This is a genomic window from Nocardia sp. NPDC058058, assembly GCF_042885355.1.
Lineage (GTDB): Bacteria > Actinomycetota > Actinomycetes > Mycobacteriales > Mycobacteriaceae > Nocardia.
Window position 1 is genome coordinate 468,697 of record NZ_JBHVSA010000003.1, and the last position, 17,912, is coordinate 486,608.

18 protein-coding genes are annotated in these 17,912 nt (G+C 66.1%); 10 read left to right on the forward strand and 8 right to left on the reverse strand.

What is annotated here, in order from left to right; genetic code table 11:
* The first annotated feature begins 1 nt into the window (after position 1).
* Positions 2-1,006, forward strand: coding sequence for a sigma-70 family RNA polymerase sigma factor (locus ACFVUS_RS25835; protein ID WP_387771498.1), 1,005 nt, complete (start codon positions 2-4; stop codon positions 1,004-1,006).
* 4 nt (positions 1,007-1,010) lie between these two features.
* On the opposite strand, the gene ACFVUS_RS25840 is transcribed toward ACFVUS_RS25835, so the two are convergent.
* A complete protein-coding gene (locus ACFVUS_RS25840; protein ID WP_387771501.1) occupies positions 1,011-1,517 on the reverse strand; it encodes an OsmC family protein in 507 nt (168 codons plus the stop codon).
* 60 nt (positions 1,518-1,577) lie between these two features.
* A complete protein-coding gene (locus ACFVUS_RS25845) occupies positions 1,578-2,951 on the reverse strand; it encodes an alpha/beta hydrolase domain-containing protein (protein ID WP_387771504.1) in 1,374 nt (457 codons plus the stop codon).
* 235 nt (positions 2,952-3,186) lie between these two features.
* Between ACFVUS_RS25845 and ACFVUS_RS25850 the strand changes: the two genes are divergently transcribed.
* On the forward strand, positions 3,187-3,822 hold the full coding sequence (locus tag ACFVUS_RS25850) for a hypothetical protein (protein WP_387771507.1): 636 nt from the start codon (positions 3,187-3,189) through the stop codon (positions 3,820-3,822).
* On the opposite strand, the gene ACFVUS_RS25855 is transcribed toward ACFVUS_RS25850, so the two are convergent.
* Positions 3,819-4,193, reverse strand: coding sequence for a VOC family protein (locus ACFVUS_RS25855; RefSeq protein ID WP_387771509.1), 375 nt, complete (start codon positions 4,191-4,193; stop codon positions 3,819-3,821). The genes ACFVUS_RS25850 and ACFVUS_RS25855 overlap by 4 nt on opposite strands.
* A gap of 41 nt (positions 4,194-4,234) precedes the next feature.
* Here ACFVUS_RS25855 and ACFVUS_RS25860 point away from each other — a divergent pair, with 41 nt between their 5' ends.
* A complete protein-coding gene (locus ACFVUS_RS25860; protein WP_387771511.1) occupies positions 4,235-4,810 on the forward strand; it encodes a MarR family winged helix-turn-helix transcriptional regulator in 576 nt (191 codons plus the stop codon).
* Between the two features lie 29 nt (positions 4,811-4,839).
* Here ACFVUS_RS25860 and ACFVUS_RS25865 read toward each other — a convergent pair whose 3' ends face one another.
* From ACFVUS_RS25865 to ACFVUS_RS25875, 3 genes are all read right to left on the reverse strand, one after another.
* Positions 4,840-5,895, reverse strand: a complete 1,056-nt coding sequence (locus ACFVUS_RS25865) for a dihydrodipicolinate reductase (RefSeq protein ID WP_387771514.1) — start codon at positions 5,893-5,895, stop codon at positions 4,840-4,842.
* 33 nt (positions 5,896-5,928) lie between these two features.
* Complete coding sequence (locus tag ACFVUS_RS25870) at positions 5,929-6,816, reverse strand: LLM class flavin-dependent oxidoreductase (RefSeq protein WP_387771517.1); 888 nt, start codon at positions 6,814-6,816, stop codon at positions 5,929-5,931.
* Positions 6,817-6,904: 88 nt separating this feature from the next.
* A complete protein-coding gene (locus ACFVUS_RS25875) occupies positions 6,905-7,531 on the reverse strand; it encodes a hypothetical protein (RefSeq protein WP_387771520.1) in 627 nt (208 codons plus the stop codon).
* 252 nt (positions 7,532-7,783) lie between these two features.
* Here ACFVUS_RS25875 and ACFVUS_RS25880 point away from each other — a divergent pair, with 252 nt between their 5' ends.
* Entirely contained in the window at positions 7,784-8,641 is an 858-nt protein-coding gene (locus ACFVUS_RS25880; protein ID WP_387771523.1) for an Ig-like domain-containing protein, read from the forward strand.
* 130 nt (positions 8,642-8,771) lie between these two features.
* On the forward strand, positions 8,772-9,692 hold the full coding sequence (locus ACFVUS_RS25885; RefSeq protein WP_387771526.1) for an ADP-ribosylglycohydrolase family protein: 921 nt from the start codon (positions 8,772-8,774) through the stop codon (positions 9,690-9,692).
* A gap of 41 nt (positions 9,693-9,733) precedes the next feature.
* Here ACFVUS_RS25885 and ACFVUS_RS25890 read toward each other — a convergent pair whose 3' ends face one another.
* Both ACFVUS_RS25890 and ACFVUS_RS25895 read right to left on the reverse strand, forming a co-directional pair.
* Positions 9,734-10,348 carry an HAD family hydrolase gene (locus tag ACFVUS_RS25890; RefSeq protein WP_387771529.1) on the reverse strand — a complete coding sequence of 205 codons (615 nt, stop codon included), beginning with the start codon at positions 10,346-10,348 and terminating at the stop codon, positions 9,734-9,736.
* Between the two features lie 10 nt (positions 10,349-10,358).
* On the reverse strand, positions 10,359-11,072 hold the full coding sequence (locus ACFVUS_RS25895; protein WP_387771532.1) for a DUF2993 domain-containing protein: 714 nt from the start codon (positions 11,070-11,072) through the stop codon (positions 10,359-10,361).
* Between the two features lie 208 nt (positions 11,073-11,280).
* Between ACFVUS_RS25895 and zwf the strand changes: the two genes are divergently transcribed.
* Genes zwf through ACFVUS_RS25920 form a run of 5 tightly spaced genes read left to right on the forward strand, consistent with a single transcriptional unit; the run spans position 11,281 to position 17,838 of the window.
* The gene (gene zwf / locus ACFVUS_RS25900; protein WP_387771535.1) at positions 11,281-12,696 is read left to right on the forward strand and encodes a glucose-6-phosphate dehydrogenase; all 1,416 of its coding nucleotides are present in this window, start codon (positions 11,281-11,283) and stop codon (positions 12,694-12,696) included.
* A gap of 34 nt (positions 12,697-12,730) precedes the next feature.
* The gene (gene gnd / locus ACFVUS_RS25905) at positions 12,731-13,765 is read left to right on the forward strand and encodes a phosphogluconate dehydrogenase (NAD(+)-dependent, decarboxylating) (protein WP_387774684.1); all 1,035 of its coding nucleotides are present in this window, start codon (positions 12,731-12,733) and stop codon (positions 13,763-13,765) included.
* Between the two features lie 4 nt (positions 13,766-13,769).
* Positions 13,770-14,702, forward strand: a complete 933-nt coding sequence (locus tag ACFVUS_RS25910) for a 2-deoxy-5-keto-D-gluconate 6-phosphate aldolase domain-containing protein (protein WP_387771537.1) — start codon at positions 13,770-13,772, stop codon at positions 14,700-14,702.
* Entirely contained in the window at positions 14,699-15,493 is a 795-nt protein-coding gene (locus tag ACFVUS_RS25915; protein WP_387771540.1) for a beta-phosphoglucomutase family hydrolase, read from the forward strand. Before ACFVUS_RS25910 ends, ACFVUS_RS25915 begins: the two co-directional genes overlap by 4 nt.
* Complete coding sequence (locus ACFVUS_RS25920) at positions 15,490-17,838, forward strand: glycoside hydrolase family 65 protein (RefSeq protein WP_387771543.1); 2,349 nt, start codon at positions 15,490-15,492, stop codon at positions 17,836-17,838. The genes ACFVUS_RS25915 and ACFVUS_RS25920 overlap by 4 nt, the downstream gene beginning before the upstream one ends.
* Positions 17,839-17,912 lie beyond the last annotated feature (74 nt).

A 17,912-nucleotide genomic window follows, 5' to 3' on the forward strand; every position in this document is an offset into this window, starting at 1 on the left:
GATGACCCGCGCACACCCGCGTGCCGACACCGGCGCACAGAACGACAGTTTCGTCACCGACACCGAACCGCATCGGCGCGAACTGCTGGCCCACTGCTACCGCATGGTCGGCGCGATACACGAGGCCGAAGACCTGGTGCAGGAGACGTACATTCGCGCCTGGCGCGCCTATCGGAAGTTCGAGCATCGCTCATCGATCCGAACCTGGCTCTACGCGATCGCCACGAACGTCTGCCTGGACGCGCTCGGCGACCATCGCCATCGCGTGCTGCCCTCCGGCCTCGGTGACCCGTACCAAGGGCCCGCCACCCCGCCCGACCCTGATTCGACCGGCGAATTCTCTTGGCTGCAACCGCTTCCCGACGCACTGCTCACACCCTCTGCGAGCGACCCAGAAGCGCTCGTCATCGACCGCGAATCTCTGCGCCTGGCACTGGTCGCCAGCCTTCAGCACCTGCCGCCGCAGCAGCGCGCGATCCTCATGCTCCGTGAAGTCCTGGCCTTCAGCACCGCCGAGACCGCCCAAATCCTGGGCACCACAAGGGCTTCGGTGAAGTCCGGGCTCCAGCGAGCTCGCACTCGGTTGGCCGAGCTACAGCCCAACCCCACCGATCTCATCGAACCCTCCGACCCCAGAACCCGCACGCTGCTGGACGGCTACATAGCCGCCTTCGAACACTCCGACAGCACGCTGCTCGAACAGGTCCTGCGCGCCGACGCCACCCTCGAGGCGACCCCGTTCAAGAATTGGTACGCGGGCCGAATCGCCTGTATCCGCCAACTGTCGACCTACATCCTCGGCAATCCCGGCGACTGGCGCATGCTCCCCACCCGAGCCAATAACCAACCGGCCGTCGTCACCTACCACCGCAACGCGGGCGGCGTCCTGACCCCCTACGGTGTCGCGGTCCTCACCGCGACACCGACCGGCATCACCGGGGTTGTCGCCTTCCAGGATCCAAACCTGGTGGCCGCCTTCGGTTTCCCGCCGGAGCCACCGCACTGACTCGCTATCCGGGTCGCTTTACCAGGACCGTCGGTGGCTCGGCCAGGGACCGGCCCACCACGCAGTAGCGCTCGGTCACCTTCGCCAGCCGGGCCAGGGCGGGGTCGTCGGCGTCGGTGTCGACGATGAATGTGACCACTACGTCCCGCACGCCGACCGGCGCCTCCCGATCGACGCCCAGGGTGCCGCGAGCGTCGAAGAATCCCTCGGCCCGGCCCGCCACCGAACGAAGCTCGATACCGGACGCGGTCGCCACCGAATGCAGCGTCACCCCGGCGCACGCGAGTAGCGCCTCGAGCAGCATGTCGCCCGAGCACGCGTCCGATCCATCACCGCCGGTCGCGCGGTGCAGGCCCGCGCGACTGACGCCGGAGAACTGGTCGACATCGAAAGTGATTCCCGCCGAGGCGATCCGGCCCGTCGCTGCCAGCGGGGTGCGCGCGGACTCGGGGTCCCGACGGTACTGGTCCTTCAACGGCGCCTGAGCGGCGCGCAGCTCGTTCGCGTCCATAGCTTGACGCTAATCCGCGGGACGCGGCGATGGGCGAAAAGAGCGGTGCCGGGTCAAGGACTATCGAGGTTCGTTCTTGCTGCTCAACGCTTGATTCGCGGCCGCCATCGCGAGGATTTCCGGTACATCCTCGGCCAGCAGGAAGCCTGCGGCGACTGTCTTCTCGGCTGCCGCTCGGAATGCGGCGAGGTAGTCGGCGGGAGGCGGGCCGGGCAGCGGACGTGTGCAGCCGAACAGCACCGCGGGGCCGCCGCCCTCCTGGCCGAGCCCGGACAGGACCGCCAGCGGTACGTCCAGCCACGGTGTGCGAACGCCGCCCAGCGCGTTGCCGTGATCGTCCAGCACCAGCTCTCCGCCGGATACCGTGAGCCGATCGGCCTGCGCCGGGGCGGATCCGCCAGCGGCCCAGATGGACAGCGCGGCAATGGCGCGCTGCACGACATAGTGGTGTTGCGGGCCGGAATTGATCGGCTCGGGAAAATCGACGCCCAGGGGATTGCGTCGCGGTGCCATCCGTTCGGCAAGTTCGGCCGCGCTCAGCGCACCCGAGTCCGTGAAGGCCGCGCCGACGAGATAGGTATCCCCGTGCGCCGCGCCCGCCAGCTCCCAGAGCCGGAATCGATCGGAATCGGGTTGGCGGGAACCGATCGAGCGCATCAGACCGACCACATCGGTCTCGGTTTGGAGCACGAGCACCGGCGCGGCCGAATCCGCCCGCACCCGCGTGGCACCGTCCAGCCCCTCCGGTTCGCCCCAGCCGGTCAGCGTGGCGGGACGCCCCGGGCGTCCGTCGATGAGGTACCCATCGTACGGCGAGCCATGCGGCGCAACGGCATTCACGAATGTCACCAACGTGGCGGCGGACTGAGACTGCCCGGCCGCAAGCACCTGCCGCGTCCCCGGCACCACCGTCCGAACCAACTCCCCCGCCTGCCGATAAATGTCATAGCTGTAGGCGTCCCCGGGATGCGACAGCTCCGCGTACCGCACTGGATCCGACTGTTTCAGCGGCGGCAACAGAATCGAATTCCAACTCGCGTCCCCCTCCGCCTCCGCCGCCATCACGCTGCCGCCATGAACAGGCGCGTACTGCGCCGTAACCCCCACCCACGCCATCCGAGCCCGAATCAAATGCCGATGCGCCAACAACCAAACCGGCGGCGTATCCGCCCCCGACGACGCATTGAGCCACTCCACAACAGCCGTCCCCGAATAACCCTCCACCGGCCGATACACCACTAACCGAGTCGTGAACGGCGCACCCCCATCAGCCTCCGTCACCCACTCCCCATCATCCCGACCCTCCCCCGTAAGCCGATACGACACAGCCGTTCCAGCCAGGAAATACTCCTCAGCGACATACCCAACATCGGCCAGCGAGAAGAACGTCGAAACCAGATTGATCGGACCAGCCACCACCCCGGAAAGCTCCATCCCCCGACCCTAACGACTGCTTGGTTCCCAAACAATCCCCACCCGAATCGACGGCCGCACTTGATGATTCGCCAATCGGCATCTCGACCGGGCGGGGCACGGTGTGCTTGAATACTGCGGTTCACAGCTCAATCTGGGGGATCATTCAGTCTTGGCCACAATCTACTGTCAGTTCTGCGGGTCTGTGCCGGCCGCGGATCTGGATTTCCGCGCTCATCGCGGGATGATCATCGTGATGCAGTTCCGGAAGTTGGAGGGGCCCTTCTGCCGTGACTGCGGGGTGGCGGCGTTCCGGCATCTGACCGCGGAGACGCTGGTGCAGGGCTGGTGGGGGCCGTTTTCGTTCTTCATCGCCAATCCGTTCACCCTTTTTATGAATCTGATCAATCGCGTTCGGGTCGGTGCGCTCGCGGCTCCGATCCCGGGATCGCCTGCGCTGGCGGACTATTCGGCGAAGGCGTTTCCGCGGCGATGGGAGATGGTCGGGCTGCTCGTACCGCTGATTCCTATCCTGCTCATCCTGTCCGCGGCGAGCCGCAGCGATTCCACCGCACACTCGTCGTCGTATCCGTATGTCAGCGCCCCGGCGCCGATCTACTCGGCCAGCGATCCCCGCAATGCCAAACCCGGGGACTGCGTGCGAGACAAATTCAAGGGCAACCTGAACGCCAAGTATCCCGAGTTGGAGATCGTGCCCTGTTCGGATGCCCGGGCACAGTCCGTGGTGCTCGGGCAGGTGAGCGGGCTGATTCCAGATTTCGAATGCGGGCAGAAGTATCCGGCGGCCGATCAGGTTTACAGTTTCACAACCTCGTACGGCAATGGTTATACGACAACGGATTTCGCGCTCTGCCTGGCTAAGCGGAATTAGCTTGCTCGGAGGCTCAGGCAGATCGGCTGGCCATCGGGGTCGAGCAGGACCCGCCAGCGGGCGGCGCCGGGTTGGAAGTCGGGTTGGCTGGCTCCGAGCGCGCACAGGGTCTTGGCCGCGAGGTCGAGGTCATCTACCTGTAGATCGAGGTGGAAGCGTTTGGCACCGGCCGCATCCGGCCATTGGGCGGGCCGGAATTCGTCGATCCTGCCGAAGCCGATCTTCTGGCCGTCGCCCTCGACCATCCCGTAATTGTCGTCGCTGTAGGTGATTTCCCAGCCGAGCGCGTTGGCATAGAAGCGCGCTTGCCTGGCCGGGTCGCCGCTGTCGATATTGAGCATCGCCAGGGTCGCCGCCGGCTTCGAGTCCACCCCTGGGGAATGTGTATGAGTCATGCATATAAACTAGAGCCGTGACCGAAACCCAGTCAAGCCTCCAACACGCCGCCAACGTCCTGGGCGCCTTGAGTCTCGTGATCGCCGACCGGATGAATACCGCCGTCGACGCGGTCACGGCGCTCGGGCCGTCGGCCCCCGCGGCTCTGACCGCGATACACCAGTTCCTCGACGGCGGATCGGTAACCCAGCTGAGTTCCGTTCTCGGACTGACTCATTCGGGTACCGTCCGGCTCGTCGACCGCCTTGTCGCGGAAGGTCTCGTCGAACGTGGCGCGGCTCGGGACGCACGAGCCGTCTCCGTTGCCCTCACCCCGCACGGCCGGGACACGGCCGAACGAATACTTCAAACGCGCGAGACATCCCTGACAAGCGCGCTATCGGCGTTGTCCGCCAACGAGATCGGCAATCTGGTGACGGCGCTGGACACCATGCTGACCACCGTCACTCTCGCTCGAGCCGAGCAACGCGCCACCCAGAGCGTCAACCGTCCACAGCCCTGGCTCTGCCGCCTCTGCGATTTCGCCGCATGCGGCCGCAGCGAGGGCGACTGCCCGGTCAACAACGCCACCACGACCGGCAACGGGAGCTGACGCCGGTCGGGCCACCGCGTGCGTGCGTGCTAGCGAGCCAGGTCCGGGTGTGCCCGGCCGGTGACAACGGGCATGTCGACGAAGGTCAGCAGGCCCGGTTCGGCGGCGCAGACATAGGGGATCGAGTTGACGCAGTGCGCGGCGGTGACGACGATGCCGGGGTTGCGTTCCAGACCGGCCGCGACGGCGGTCGGATGCCAGCCGTGGATCGTCACCTGGCAGTCGGGGTCGCCCTTCACCTCGACTTCGTATCGGACGCCGCCGTCGCCGTACTTCCAGGGCGGGTCGAGGTGGTCATCACCCATCAGCCAGTTGACCGCGACTCTGACCACCTTGGTGTCGCCGATGAATGCCTCCCAGGCGAAGCGCTGGGCGGCGACCTGGCCGGGCTGGATCTCGCCGATCGGCGAATCGATGGGTGCGGTCGCGACCGCCACCTCGCGGCTGCTGCGGATCTCGGCGTCGGCGAAACCCAGTGTGTCCAGGCACATTCGGACTGACTGATCGAAGCCGTTGTTCAGCAGCGCCAGCATCGGACCGTTCATCGCCTGCTCCGGCGATTGCCCGAAACCCATGATGTGGCGCACGACGTCGGGGGCGTTGTAGGTGCGGATGTCGGAGTACTCCTCACCGCGGACGAATGTGATCGCGCTGGACAGGCCGGTGAAGAACAGCGGCTGCTGCTCGGACGCGCCGCCGGGGTCGATCCCGGTCCCGTGCAGCGTCACGCCGCCCTCGCGAGCCGGAGCCGCCATCCGCTCCTTCTCCTCGGCGGTCGGCCAGAACCAGCCGAGCGGCGTGACCACGTTCTTGCCCGAACGCAGCAGCGCGGCAACCTCTTTCGGATTCGGCATGAGTGGTGCGTACAGCACGCAGTCCGCATCCATCGCGAGGATCTCGTCGACGCTATTGGTGGCGATGACGCCGATGGGGCCGATTCCGGCGAGCTCACCGGCGTCTCGACCGGCCTTGGCCTCCGAGTGCACCCAGCATCCGACCAGCTCGAGATCCGGGTGCAGCTGGATCTGGCCGATCGCGGCCTGGCCGAGCCCACCGGTGGCCCACTGGATCACTCGCAGAGTCATGCCTGGAATAGAACAGGTTCTATTCCATGAGCGTCAAGACCTGGCAGCCACCACTTCGGCCGCCACCTCGAGGAATTTCAGGTCGGTGACCGCCGGGACCAGGATGAACTCATCGCAACCGGCTCGCTCCGCACCGTCGAGAATTTCGGCGAGCACCTCCGGGCTGGAGGCTCGCGTCGACGCCGCCACCATGTCGGCCAACTTGGGCCCGAGGAAGCTGAGATAGCGAGCGGTGAAGGAACGCAACGCTTCCGGCGCGTCGGCGATGCCCAGGGCGGTGAAGCAGCCGCTGACCTTGCGTGGGGTCGTCGTGCGACCGGCCTCGGCCCAGCACCGGTCGGCCAGCGCACCCGTCTTGGCGATCTCCTCTTCATCGCCTCGAATACTGAAGCCGGAGATGCCATCCGCCCACTTCGCAGCCCGTCGCATTGCCTTCGGACCCATCGCACCGGCCAGGATGATCGGCCCGCCCGGCTGCACGCACGCCGGGCCGACCGGGTCCGCGCCCTCGAACGGCGGCTCCCCGGCGAGCAGCGACTTCAGTTCGGCCACTTTGTCATCGAGCCGCTGATGCCGTGCCTTGAAGTCCGCGCCGAGAGCGCGATAGTCATGCTCGCGACCGCCGACGCCGACCGCCACCTCGAGACGCCCGTTCGCGAGCTGATCGAGAGTGCCGATCTGCTGCGCGACCATTGCCATCGGATGTTGCGGCAACACCCACAGATTCGCCAGCACCTGAACCCGCTCCGTGACCGCCGCGCACGCGCCCAACGTCGCCACCATCTCCGGGTTGGCGAACGTCACCCGCTCCCCCACCGAGACACTCGAGAACGGGCCCGCGTCGATGCGCCGAGCCCAGTCGACCGTCGTACCCGGTCCGTAGCCGGGAGCCATTTGTGGAAGTGCGACACCGATCTTCATGTCGCGACCCTCTCAGATCCACCCGGATTCGGTCAGGCGATTGCGAATCCGGGAGGCGAGGGCGCTCCCTGGGGCCGTACCGGCCGGGCTAAGGGACGGAGCGCCCACAAAAGCCGAGCCACCACCAGCCACCCGCGAGTTCCATTGTGGGGCAGAGGGGTTCACCGAACCCGTCGTACGGTCCAGGCTCGGGTGTGCCGACAAAATGCCCGTAACCGTGGGCATCGTCCGGGATCCCGATGTAATCGGGCACGAACCGCACCGGGTGTCCGCCACTGGTGCCGATCACGGCCACCTTGCAGTTCACCGATACGAAGCACAGCTGCCGAGGCAGGTCGACCCCGTAGTAGTCGATGGCGCGACGGTCCGGCAGCTCCATCGCCGCGATGGTGTCGAATGCCGGACGCTCGAGCCAAAACCGGGTCCACGCGGTGGCGTGCGGGACGAAGAAGAGCAGCACCGACCCGCCGACCCCGATCAGCGCCAGCACCGCGGTCGCCACCAGCGGAACCCGTTGTGCGCGGCGCGCGGTCAAGAACAGCAGCAGTACGAAGCCGGCAATGATTGTCACGAACACTGCCAGCAGCAACGGCAGGGCGAGAATCCAGAGCCAGGTGACCATCCAACCGCGATACAGCGTCACACCGAGCGCGATCGTGGCCAAGACCAATGCGCAGAGCGGGGCGGCGGCGGGCCGAGCAGCGTTGACGAGCATCATCGCAACCTATGTCGGCGATGTGCACGCGCTGCGCGGGAATTGTGTGGATCCCGTGAGGCTCTGGGGCGGATCTCATCGGGTTCCGGGCGGGATAGTGGTCATAAGTCCAGTTGACGTCTCAATCTGACTCATCATCATTTCGGAATCCGGTACAAGGGGGTTCTCATCATGATCTAATCGCGCCAACTCGGATGCATCAGCGCCTCGATGACGAGGTCGAGGGGCATTCGAATTACGTGGGAGTACATGATGGTGGATAAGAGAATGAAGCAGGTGGGCGGGTCGCTCGCGGCGTTCGCGGTCGCGGCGGGGTTCGCGGTGGCGTTGATTCCGGGTACGGCTTCGGCCGCGCCCGGAACGATCACCTGGAGTGACGGGAACAGCAAGTTCACCCGCACGGTGTCCAACACCAACCCGGTCGTCGGGGACATCGTCACCGTCACAACGACATTCGAGCGCACCGGGATTCCGGTGGAGTACATCTACAACATCAAGGATCTGCACCCGGCGTGCCTGACCCCCGTCGCGGGCTCGGCCAAGATGGGTGGCGATCAGGTTTCGCTCGACACCTCGTCCTCGGACTGGGTGAAGGCCGAATTCGGGATCACCAAGTACCCGGTGTACCCGAACATCAACCCCAAGTCGCAGACCTTCGAGGTGCAGTACACCGTGGGCGTGAACTGCGCCCGCGACACTCCGCTGCCGACCTCCATGAACTACGGCGGGTCCCTGGGCAGCGGCACCTACGCCAACAAGGGACCGAACATCACGGTCTCCAGCGATGCCGTGTCGACCACCTCCATCACCGATGTCAGTGGCGCACAGACCGGTAAGGCCATCACCCTCGAGGCGAGCGTGTCCCCCGCCGCCGCCGGTGGCACCATCCAGTTCAAGGCGGGCGACCAGGTCCTCGGCGACATCCCGGTCGCCGCGAACGGCAAGGCCACCATCGTGTGGACCCCCGGCGCAGCGGGCTCCTACAACATCGGCGCGACCTTCTCCGGCCGCAGCGGTGTGGCCGGCTCGACCACCACCAAGGTGGTCACCGTCGCCGACCAGCCCACCACCCCGACCACCACCCCCAAGCCGAGCACCGGATCCTTCTGATCCCGTTGTCCGCCTGAGGATTCGACGTCGGCGGCCACTGCGTGGTTATCGCAGCGGCCGCCGACGTCTGTGCGGTGCCGACCTCCGAATGTTGCGGTGATCGCCTGTCGTTGACAGGATCGTCCCCAGCATGCCGAATATCGAAATCGCATTTGACAGCCTTCAGGGTCTATCCGTTGGCGATGCGCTGGGTGCACAATTCTTCGTCCCCGGTCGCTCCCTTTCCAATCTTCTTGCCGGGCAACCACCCGCACCCCCGTGGCAGTGGACCGATGACACCGAGATGGCCTGTTCGGTGTATTCGGAAATCCGCGACCGCAGCCATATCGACCGTGATGCGCTCGCGGCCGTGTTCGCCGATCGATGCGAGCCCTACCGCGGCTACGGTGCGGGCAGCGTCGTTGTGCTGCACGAGATTCGGGACGGCCGTCCCTGGATCGACGCCGCCGGTGCGGCTTTCGGCGGTCGTGGGTCGTGGGGAAATGGCGCGGCAATGCGAGTCGCCCCACTCGGAGCATATTTCGCCGGGGATTCGGATCGAGCGGCAACGCAAGCCGCACTTTCGGCCGAGGTCACCCACCGGCACCCCGAAGCAATCATCGGTGCCATGGCCGTCGCAGTCGCCACATCCCACGCCGCCGCCACTCGCGGAAAGACCTGCGCACCAGATGAATTGCTGGATTCGGTGGAACCCTATCTGGTCGATGGGCGAACCGCGACGGGCATCCACCGTGCTCGAAAGCTATTAGGCCGGTCCGTGGTTGAGGCCGCCTATGAACTCGGCAATGGCGCGCAAGTCAGCGCCCAGGACACGGTTCCATTCACCCTATGGACGGCCGCGACCTTCCTCACCGACTATCCGGCAGCCATCACCGCATGCATCGAAGCGGGCGGAGATGCGGACACCACAGCCGCGATCGTCGGCGGAATCGTGGCCGCACACACGGGCATCGGCAACCGAGATTCGATTCGCGGGATCCCGGACAGCTGGCTCGCGGCACGCGAGCCCCTCCCCGCCTGGCTGACGGACTCACCGAAACCCTCTTCATAGCGCCAGTCCCGCATGAGCTTCCATCGAAGTGGTTCGTTGAATCAGCGGTTCGGGTTGCCCAGCAGTGTATTCAGGGTGGTGATTGTGGTGGTGTTGTCGGTGTGGTGGATTGTGGTCATTCCGGCTGCGGTGGCACCGTCCAGGGCGATTTGGGCGTCGTCGATGAAGATCACCTCGTGGGGGTCTACTTCGAGTCGGGTGCAGGCCAGGGCGTAGATGGCGGGATCTGGTTTGGTGGTGCCTACTTCGTGGGAGTAGATGATGTCGTCGAAGAGGTCTTCGAAGCCGTAGGCGTGTTGTTCGCGGGCGCGGGCGCCTACGAAACTGTTGCTGATGATTCCTGTTCGACGTTCGCGGCGAAGGGATTTCGCGTAGGTGATCAGTTCGTCGTTGGCTACACCGAGGTATTGGGTCCAGATGTCGGCGATGAGTTCGTCGGCGGTGTGGGGAGCTAGGGCTAGTCGTTGAATGATCGCGTCTCGGAACTCGGATTCGGTTATGGTGCCGATACTTCCGGCCAGCCAGACATCGGCGAGGCGGCCGATGAGCTGGCCGCGTTCGAGGCCGAGTCGGTGTTCCCAGGCGATGTCGAAATCCATCTGTTCGGTGACTTCGAGAACGCCTCCGATATCGAAGATCACCGCGCGGAAAGTCATGTCCTCCAGGCTATCCGGGCTGGGGTATGGCGGGGAGGTCGGAGAAGCGGACGGTGCGGGCGATGGCGGTTACGTGCAGGCCGTCGGCGGCGGGTTGGATGGCAGTCAGGCGGGCGCCCAGGGGTAGGGACTGTAGGGGGACGGTGAAGGTCAGGGATTGGCTGATCAGGGCCAGGGGGATGGTGGGGCCGCCCGCTCTGGCTTGGACGGAGATGGGGGTTACCTCGAAGCCGTCGTCGGTGGGGGCGACGGTGACCACGACGGTCGCGGGGACCGGGATGCCCTGGACCGAGAAGGTGCCGGTGACGCGCAGGCCGTCGGCGGCGTAGCTGATCGATTCGACTTCCGAGGGCGCGAAGCGCTGCACGGTGTCATAGGGGACGACGCCGGTGGCGGTCGCGGTGTCGGCGACCAGGTTCGAGGTCCGGCTGGCTAGTAGATCGGACAGCGGGGCGGTGACGTCGGTGAGGTGAACCTCCAGGTTGTGGACCGAGATCTGCTGGTCGCTCCAGTCGCCCACCCGCACGTTGATGTCGCGATAGGTGCCGTCGACCGCCTGGGTCAGGAACGGGAAGCCGCCGATCGACACACTCGGCTGCTGCGCGAGGCTGTATTCGGTGGCGATCCGGCTGCCTATCTCCTTCTGTGCCTGTGCCACCGCGACTCGGTCGCCGACGATCAGCGCGATCGCCAGCACGATGATCAATATCAGTAGTGCGCGCATGCGCTCACCCGCTTGGACATCCCACCATCATGCTGTGGAAACCGGGTGATGCCACCGAACACGGCGACCGTCACAGTGCGCGGTGTCGCAGCCGCTTCACCCTTTCGAGGTGAGGCGGGCGCGCGCGACCGGCGCGATAGTCGACGAGTCGGCGAAAGCAATTCACACGGTGAGGTGCTCGATGGACATTGTGACGCGCGGAAACAATATGTCTGCCAAGCGATTCGACCACTCGCGGGCCGATGCGCTGGTGATCTTCGGAATCACCGGGGATCTGGCGACGAAGATGACCTTCCGCGCGCTGTATCGCCTGGAGGCGGCCAGTCGCCTGCACTGCCCGATCATCGGATTGGCACAACCGGATTGGTCTCATGATCAACTGGTCGCCGCGGTGCGCACCGCACTCACGACCTCCGGCGAGACCGTCGATTCGGAGGTCCTGAACCGGCTGGCCCGCCGCATGAGCTATCTGCGCGGCGATTTCACCGACCCCGAGACGTACCGCCAGCTCGCCGAACTCCTCGAACACGCCCGGGCCCCGCTGTTCTATCTGGAGATCCCACCCGCACTGTTCGCCCCGGTCGTCGAGGCCCTGGGTCAGGCCAAGCTCACGACCGGCGCTTCGGTGCTGATCGAGAAGCCGTTCGGACATGATCTGGTCTCGGCGCGCGCCCTCAACGAACAGCTGCATCGCACCCTCGATGAGGATCAGATCCTGCGCATCGACCATTTCCTGGGCAAGCAGCCGGTACTCGATCTCACCTTCTTGCGCTTCGACAATGTCCTGTTCGAGCCGGTGTGGAATCGCGATCATGTTGCGGCCGTGCAGATCACGATGGCCGAGGATTTCGGTGTCGAGGATCGGGGCGCGTTCTACGACTCGGTCGGGGCGGTGCGTGATGTGGTGCAGAACCACCTGTTGCAGGTGCTCGCACTGCTGGCCATGGAGCCCCCGACCGGGCCGGATTCCCGTGCGCTGTGGGACAAGATGGTCGCGGTCTTCCGGGCCACCGCCGATGTCGAGCCCGCCCGCGCGGTGACGGGCCAATACGCGGGCTACCACGATATGGATGGCGTGAGGCCGGATTCGGTGACCGAGACGTACGCGGCACTGCGCGTCCAGGTGAATACCCCGCGCTGGGCCGGTGTGCCCTGGTTCATTCGCGCGGGTAAGGCGCTGGCCACCCGCGCTACCGAGGTCAGGGTGATCTTTCGCCGCCCGCCACCCCCGGCGTTCCTCCAGCAGCCCAAGCACATCGACGCCAACCAGTTGATATTGCGTATCGACCCGGACCCCGGGCTGCGCCTGATCCTGACCTCGCAAGGCTCCGCCGGCACGTCCACGCGACCGGTCCACATGGACCTGCCGTTCGCCGCCGAACTGGGCCAACCCCCCGAACCCTACGAACGCCTGCTGCACGATGCGCTCACCGGCGATCATTCACTCTTCCCGCGCGAGGACGTGGTGGAGGAAACCTGGCGAATACTGCAACCGCTCATCGAGCATCCCCCCGCACCGGTGACGTATCCGCGCGGTTCGTGGGGACCGGGCGGCGCGGGCGAGCTGCTACGCGGCCACCCCGGCTGGCAGACCCCATGGCTACCCACCGATAACCGCTCATGACCGAATCCCCCTGCACCAGAACGGAGTACCGATGATGGCGACAACCGATCCGCGGCAACTCGGCATCATCGGCCTCGGCCGAATGGGAGGCGATATCTCCCGGCGACTCATGCGCGACGGCCACCACTGCGTCGTCTACGACATCGACGCCCGAGCCGTCGACTCACTCGTATCCGACGGCGCCACCGGGGCCGATACCGTCGCCGACCTGGTCGGCAAGCTCGCCCAGCCGCGCGCGGTCTGGGTGATGGCACCCGCCGGAACGGTCACCGGCGCGATCATCGACGAACTGGCCAAGCATCTCGCGCCCGGCGACACGATCATCGACGGCGGCAACTCCTACTACCGCGATGACATCCGGCGCTCGGAAACCCTGGCCGAGCAGCGAATTCACCTGATCGACTGCGGAACCAGCGGTGGGGTGTGGGGCATCGACCGCGGATACTGCCTCATGATCGGCGGCGATGACGCGGTCGTCGCACGCCTGCGCCCGATCTTCGCCACCATCGCCCCGGGCATCGACGCCGCGCCGCGAACACCCGGGCGCACCGATGCACCGGACCCCGCCGAATACGGGTTCCTGCACTGCGGGCCGAGCGGCGCAGGACATTTCGTGAAGATGGTGCACAACGGCATCGAGTACGGAATGATGGCCGCGCTCGCCGAGGGACTCAATATCCTGCGCCATGCCGATGCGGGCAGCGCCCAGGCGAGCGCGGACGCCGAGACCGCACCGATGGAAGAGCCCCGGTTCTACCGGTTCGATATCGACACCACCGCCGTGGCCGAGGTCTGGCGGCGCGGCAGCGTCATCGAATCCTGGCTGCTGGATCTGACCGCGGCGGCGCTGTACGACTCCCCCGACCTGACCGAATTCACCGGCCGCGTATCGGATTCCGGCGAAGGCCGCTGGACCTCGATCGCCGCGATCGACGAGGGCGTGCCCGCGCCGATTCTGAGCGCGGCGCTGTTCTCACGATTCAGCTCGCGCGGTCTCGACGACTTCGCGGATAAGGCACTTTCCGCCATGCGCAAAGGTTTTGGCGGCCACGACGAGAAGAAGGAGTGAGTTCATGGACATCGGCCATCCGCTATACCTGCTGCCGTTCGATCACCGCGAGTCGTTCACTTCGGGCCTACTCGGCGTCGCCGGACCACCGGATCGGGCGCAGCGCCGCGAAGCCGAGGATCTGAAAATGCTGATCTGGGATGCCTTCGAGGACGCGCTCGATCGCGGTGCGCCGCGCGAGAGTTGCGGTGTGCTGGTCGACGAGGAATACGGGGCCGACGTCGCCCGCTTCGCCCGGGCGGCGGGGGTCACCTTGGCGATGCCGGTCGAGAAGTCCGGGCTGGAGAAGTTCGAACTCGCCTACGACGACTTCGCCGACCACATAGCGGATTTCGAGCCGGATCTGGTGAAAGTGCTTGTCCGCTATAACCCCGAGGATGATCCCGCGAGCAACCGCCCGCAGGAGACCCGGCTGGCCTGTCTGTCGAGCTGGCTGCGCGCCCACCATCACCGCCTGCTCTTCGAATTGCTGGTCCCGCCGACCGCGGCGCAGCAGGCGCGAGCCGGTGACGAGCTCACCTACGAGCACCGCATGCTGCCCGGGCTGATTGTCGATTCCATTGCCGCACTTCAGAATGCGGGAATCGAACCGGATATCTGGAAGATTCAGGGGATCGATGATCGCGGCGGGTGCGAGGGCGCCGCCGCCCAGGCTCGCAGTCAGGGACGCGACGATGTCACCTGCATCGTGCTCGGTCACGGAGCCGATGTGGAGCGGGTGCGGGGCTGGCTGTCGGTGGCGGCCGGGGTGCCCGGTTACGCCGGGTTCGCCGCGGGTCGCACGATCTGGCATGACCCGCTGGCCGACTATCTCGGCGGTCGACTCGATCGCGACGCGGTCCGGCATCGGATCGCCGACAACTACCTCGCCATGATCGACACGTATCGGAACGCGGCGAACCAGCCCGTCGCCTCGACGACAGGTGCCGTGTCATGAGCGCGTCCCAAACCCCGCTACTACGAACAGCTTCCGAAGATCTCGGCGCACTGGGCCTGCCGCGCGGGATCCGGGCCTGCCTGTTCGACCTGGACGGGGTGATCACCGAGACCGCCAAGGTGCACGCCGCCGCGTGGGCGGAAATGTTCGACGCCTACCTGATGACCCGAGCCGAGCGCGGTGATGAACCCTTCGTGGCCTTCGATCCGGTCGAGGATTACGACACCTATGTCGACGGCATGCCGCGCGCCGATGGCACGAGAGCCTTTCTGAAGTCCCGGGGAATCACAGTGCCCGAAGGGAATTCGGATGATCCGCCCGATGCCGAAACCGTACAGGGCCTCGGCAATCGCAAGAACGCGATCGTATTGCGTCGCATCCACAATGACGGGGTGCAGGCGTATCCGGGCTCGGTCGCCTACGTGCGCGCGGTGCGGCAGGCCGGGTTGCGGCGGGCGGTGGTGTCCTCGAGCACGAATTGCCGTGATGTCCTCGCCGCCGCTCATATCGAGGATCTGTTCGAGGCGCGCATCGACGGAATCACCGCCAAGCGAGAGCATTTGGCGGGTAAGCCCGCTCCGGACATGTTCCTCGCCGGTGCGCGGGCGCTCGGGGTCGATCCGGCGGAAGCGGTCGTGTTCGAGGATGCGCTGGCCGGAGTCGCTGCCGGTCACGCGGGCGGCTTCGGCTACGTGATCGGAGTCGACCGGGTGGGTCAGGCGAGGCAGCTGCTGGCGCACGGGGCCGATCGGGTCGTGACCGATCTGGCAGATCTGGCGGGTGCGAAATGATCGATCATCCTCGGTTTCAGGTCGAGCCCTGGTGCCTGCGGGCGACCGGGCTCGATCTCGGCGTGCTCGCACAGGCGGAGTCGGTATTCGCGCTCTCGAACGGAAATATCGGCTGGCGCGGCAATCTCGACGAGGGCGAACCGCACGGGCTGCCCGGGTCCTATCTCAACGGGGTGTACGAACTGCGCACCCTGCCGCACGGCGAGCCCGGATACGGCTACGCGGAGTCCGATCAAACGGTCATCAATGTGACCAATGGCAAGCTGATTCGGCTGCTCGTCGATGACGAGCCGTTCGATCTCACCTCCGGGCGGCTCGACGCGCACGAATGGTGCCTGGACTTCCGGGACGGCGTGCTGCGACGGCAAACCGATTGGGTGTCACCGGCGGACTGCCCCATTCGGGTGTCCTCGACCCGGTTGGTGTCGCTGGCGCAGCGTTCGGTCGCCGCGATTCGCTTCGAAGTGCGGGCCTTCGACCGGCCGGTGCGGGTGGTGGTGCAGTCCGAACTCGTTGCCAACGAGGAACTTCCGGCACCGGCCGCCGATCCGCGCGCCGGACAGATCCCGTCACCGCTGGTGGCGGAGCAGCACTCCGCCAAGGGCACCCGCGCCGGGCTGGTGCATTCGACCGAGCGCAGCAGGCTGTATATCGCCGCGGCGATGGATCATATCGTCGACGGACCCGAGCCGACCCGGGTCGAATCGGAGAGCTTCCCCGATCTGGGGCGGGTCACCGTGACCACGGAATTGCAACCGGGACAACGGCTTCGGATAGACAAGTTCGTCGCCTACGGGTGGTCGGGCACCCGTTCGCTGCCCGCCGTGCGGGACCAGGCCTATGCCGCTCTCGCCGGTGCGCGCCGGACCGGATGGGTTGGCCTGTGTTCGGAGCAACGCGCCTACCTCGACGAATTCTGGTCGCGGGCGGACGTTCTGCTCGAGGGGGATCCGGAAATACAACAGGCGGTGCGGTTTTCGCTATTCCACGTATTGCAGGCCGGAGCCCGAGCGGAGGGCCGGGCGATTCCCGCGAAGGGTCTCACCGGTCCCGGCTACAACGGGCATTGTTTCTGGGATACCGAGTCATATGTCCTGCCGGTGCTGACCCAGGTGGTTCCCGATGCGGCGGCGCACGCATTGCGCTGGCGGCACGCCACGCTGCCCATGGCCAATGCGCGGGCGGCTCAGCTCGGACTCACCGGCGCCGTATTCCCCTGGCGCACAATTCATGGCGAGGAGTGTTCGGGCTACTGGCCCGCGGGAACCGCCGCATTCCATATCAACGCCGATATCGCCGACGCGGTGCTGCGCTACCTCGACACGACCGGCGATCAAGCCTTCGAACGCGAGATCGGGGTGCGGCTGCTGGCCGAAACCGCAAGGCTCTGGGCCGGTCTCGGGCATCATGACGCCGAAGGCCATTTCCGGATCGACGGCGTGACCGGGCCGGACGAGTACAGCGCTGTCGCCGACAACAATGTGTACACCAATCTCATGGCGCAGCAGAACTTGCGCGCCGCCGCCGATGCCGTTGCACGCCAATCCGATATAGCACGCGAGCTCGGCATCGACGAGGAGGAATCCGCGCGCTGGCGCGATGCCGCCGACGCCATGTACATCCCGTATGACAAGGCGCTCGAGGTGCATCCGCAGGCCGAGGGGTTCACCGAGCATCAGGTGTGGGATTTCGCCGCCACGCCCGCCGAACACTATCCGCTGCTGCTGAATTACCCCTACTTCGACCTGTACCGCAAGCAGGTCGTCAAACAGGCGGACCTGGTGCTGGCCCTGTATCGCCGCACCGACGCGTTCACCCCGGATCAGAAGGCACGCGACTTCGAATACTACGAACGGCTCACCGTGCGCGACTCCTCGCTGTCCGCGTGCACGCAGGCCGTGATCGCCGCCGAGGTCGGACACCTCGACCTCGCCTACGACTACCTGGCCGAGGCCGCGCTCATGGACCTCGACGATCTCGAACACAACACCCGCGACGGTCTGCATATCGCCGCCCTCGCCGGATCGTGGATCGCCCTGATCGCCGGGCTGGCCGGGATGCGAGATCAGAACCGCGCCTTGACATTCGCGCCCCGACTGCCCGACAAGGTGACCCGGCTCGCCTTCACCTTTCATTGGCAGGGATGTCGCCTCGCCGTCGACATCACCGCACCGAGCGCCACCTACACCCTGCATGAGGGTGGGCCACTGCATTTCACCCACCACGGGCACTCGGCCATCGTCACCACCGAACATCCCATCACCCGGCCCATCCCCGCCGCACCGCCGATGACACCGGCACCTACCCAACCGTCCGGGCGCGCACCGGCTCGACGCGGTTCGTGATTGCGCCCGTGGCGTTTCCGCACTTCGCGGACGAGCGCGGTTAGGTTGGTGATCCATTCGGCCGGTGATCGAGG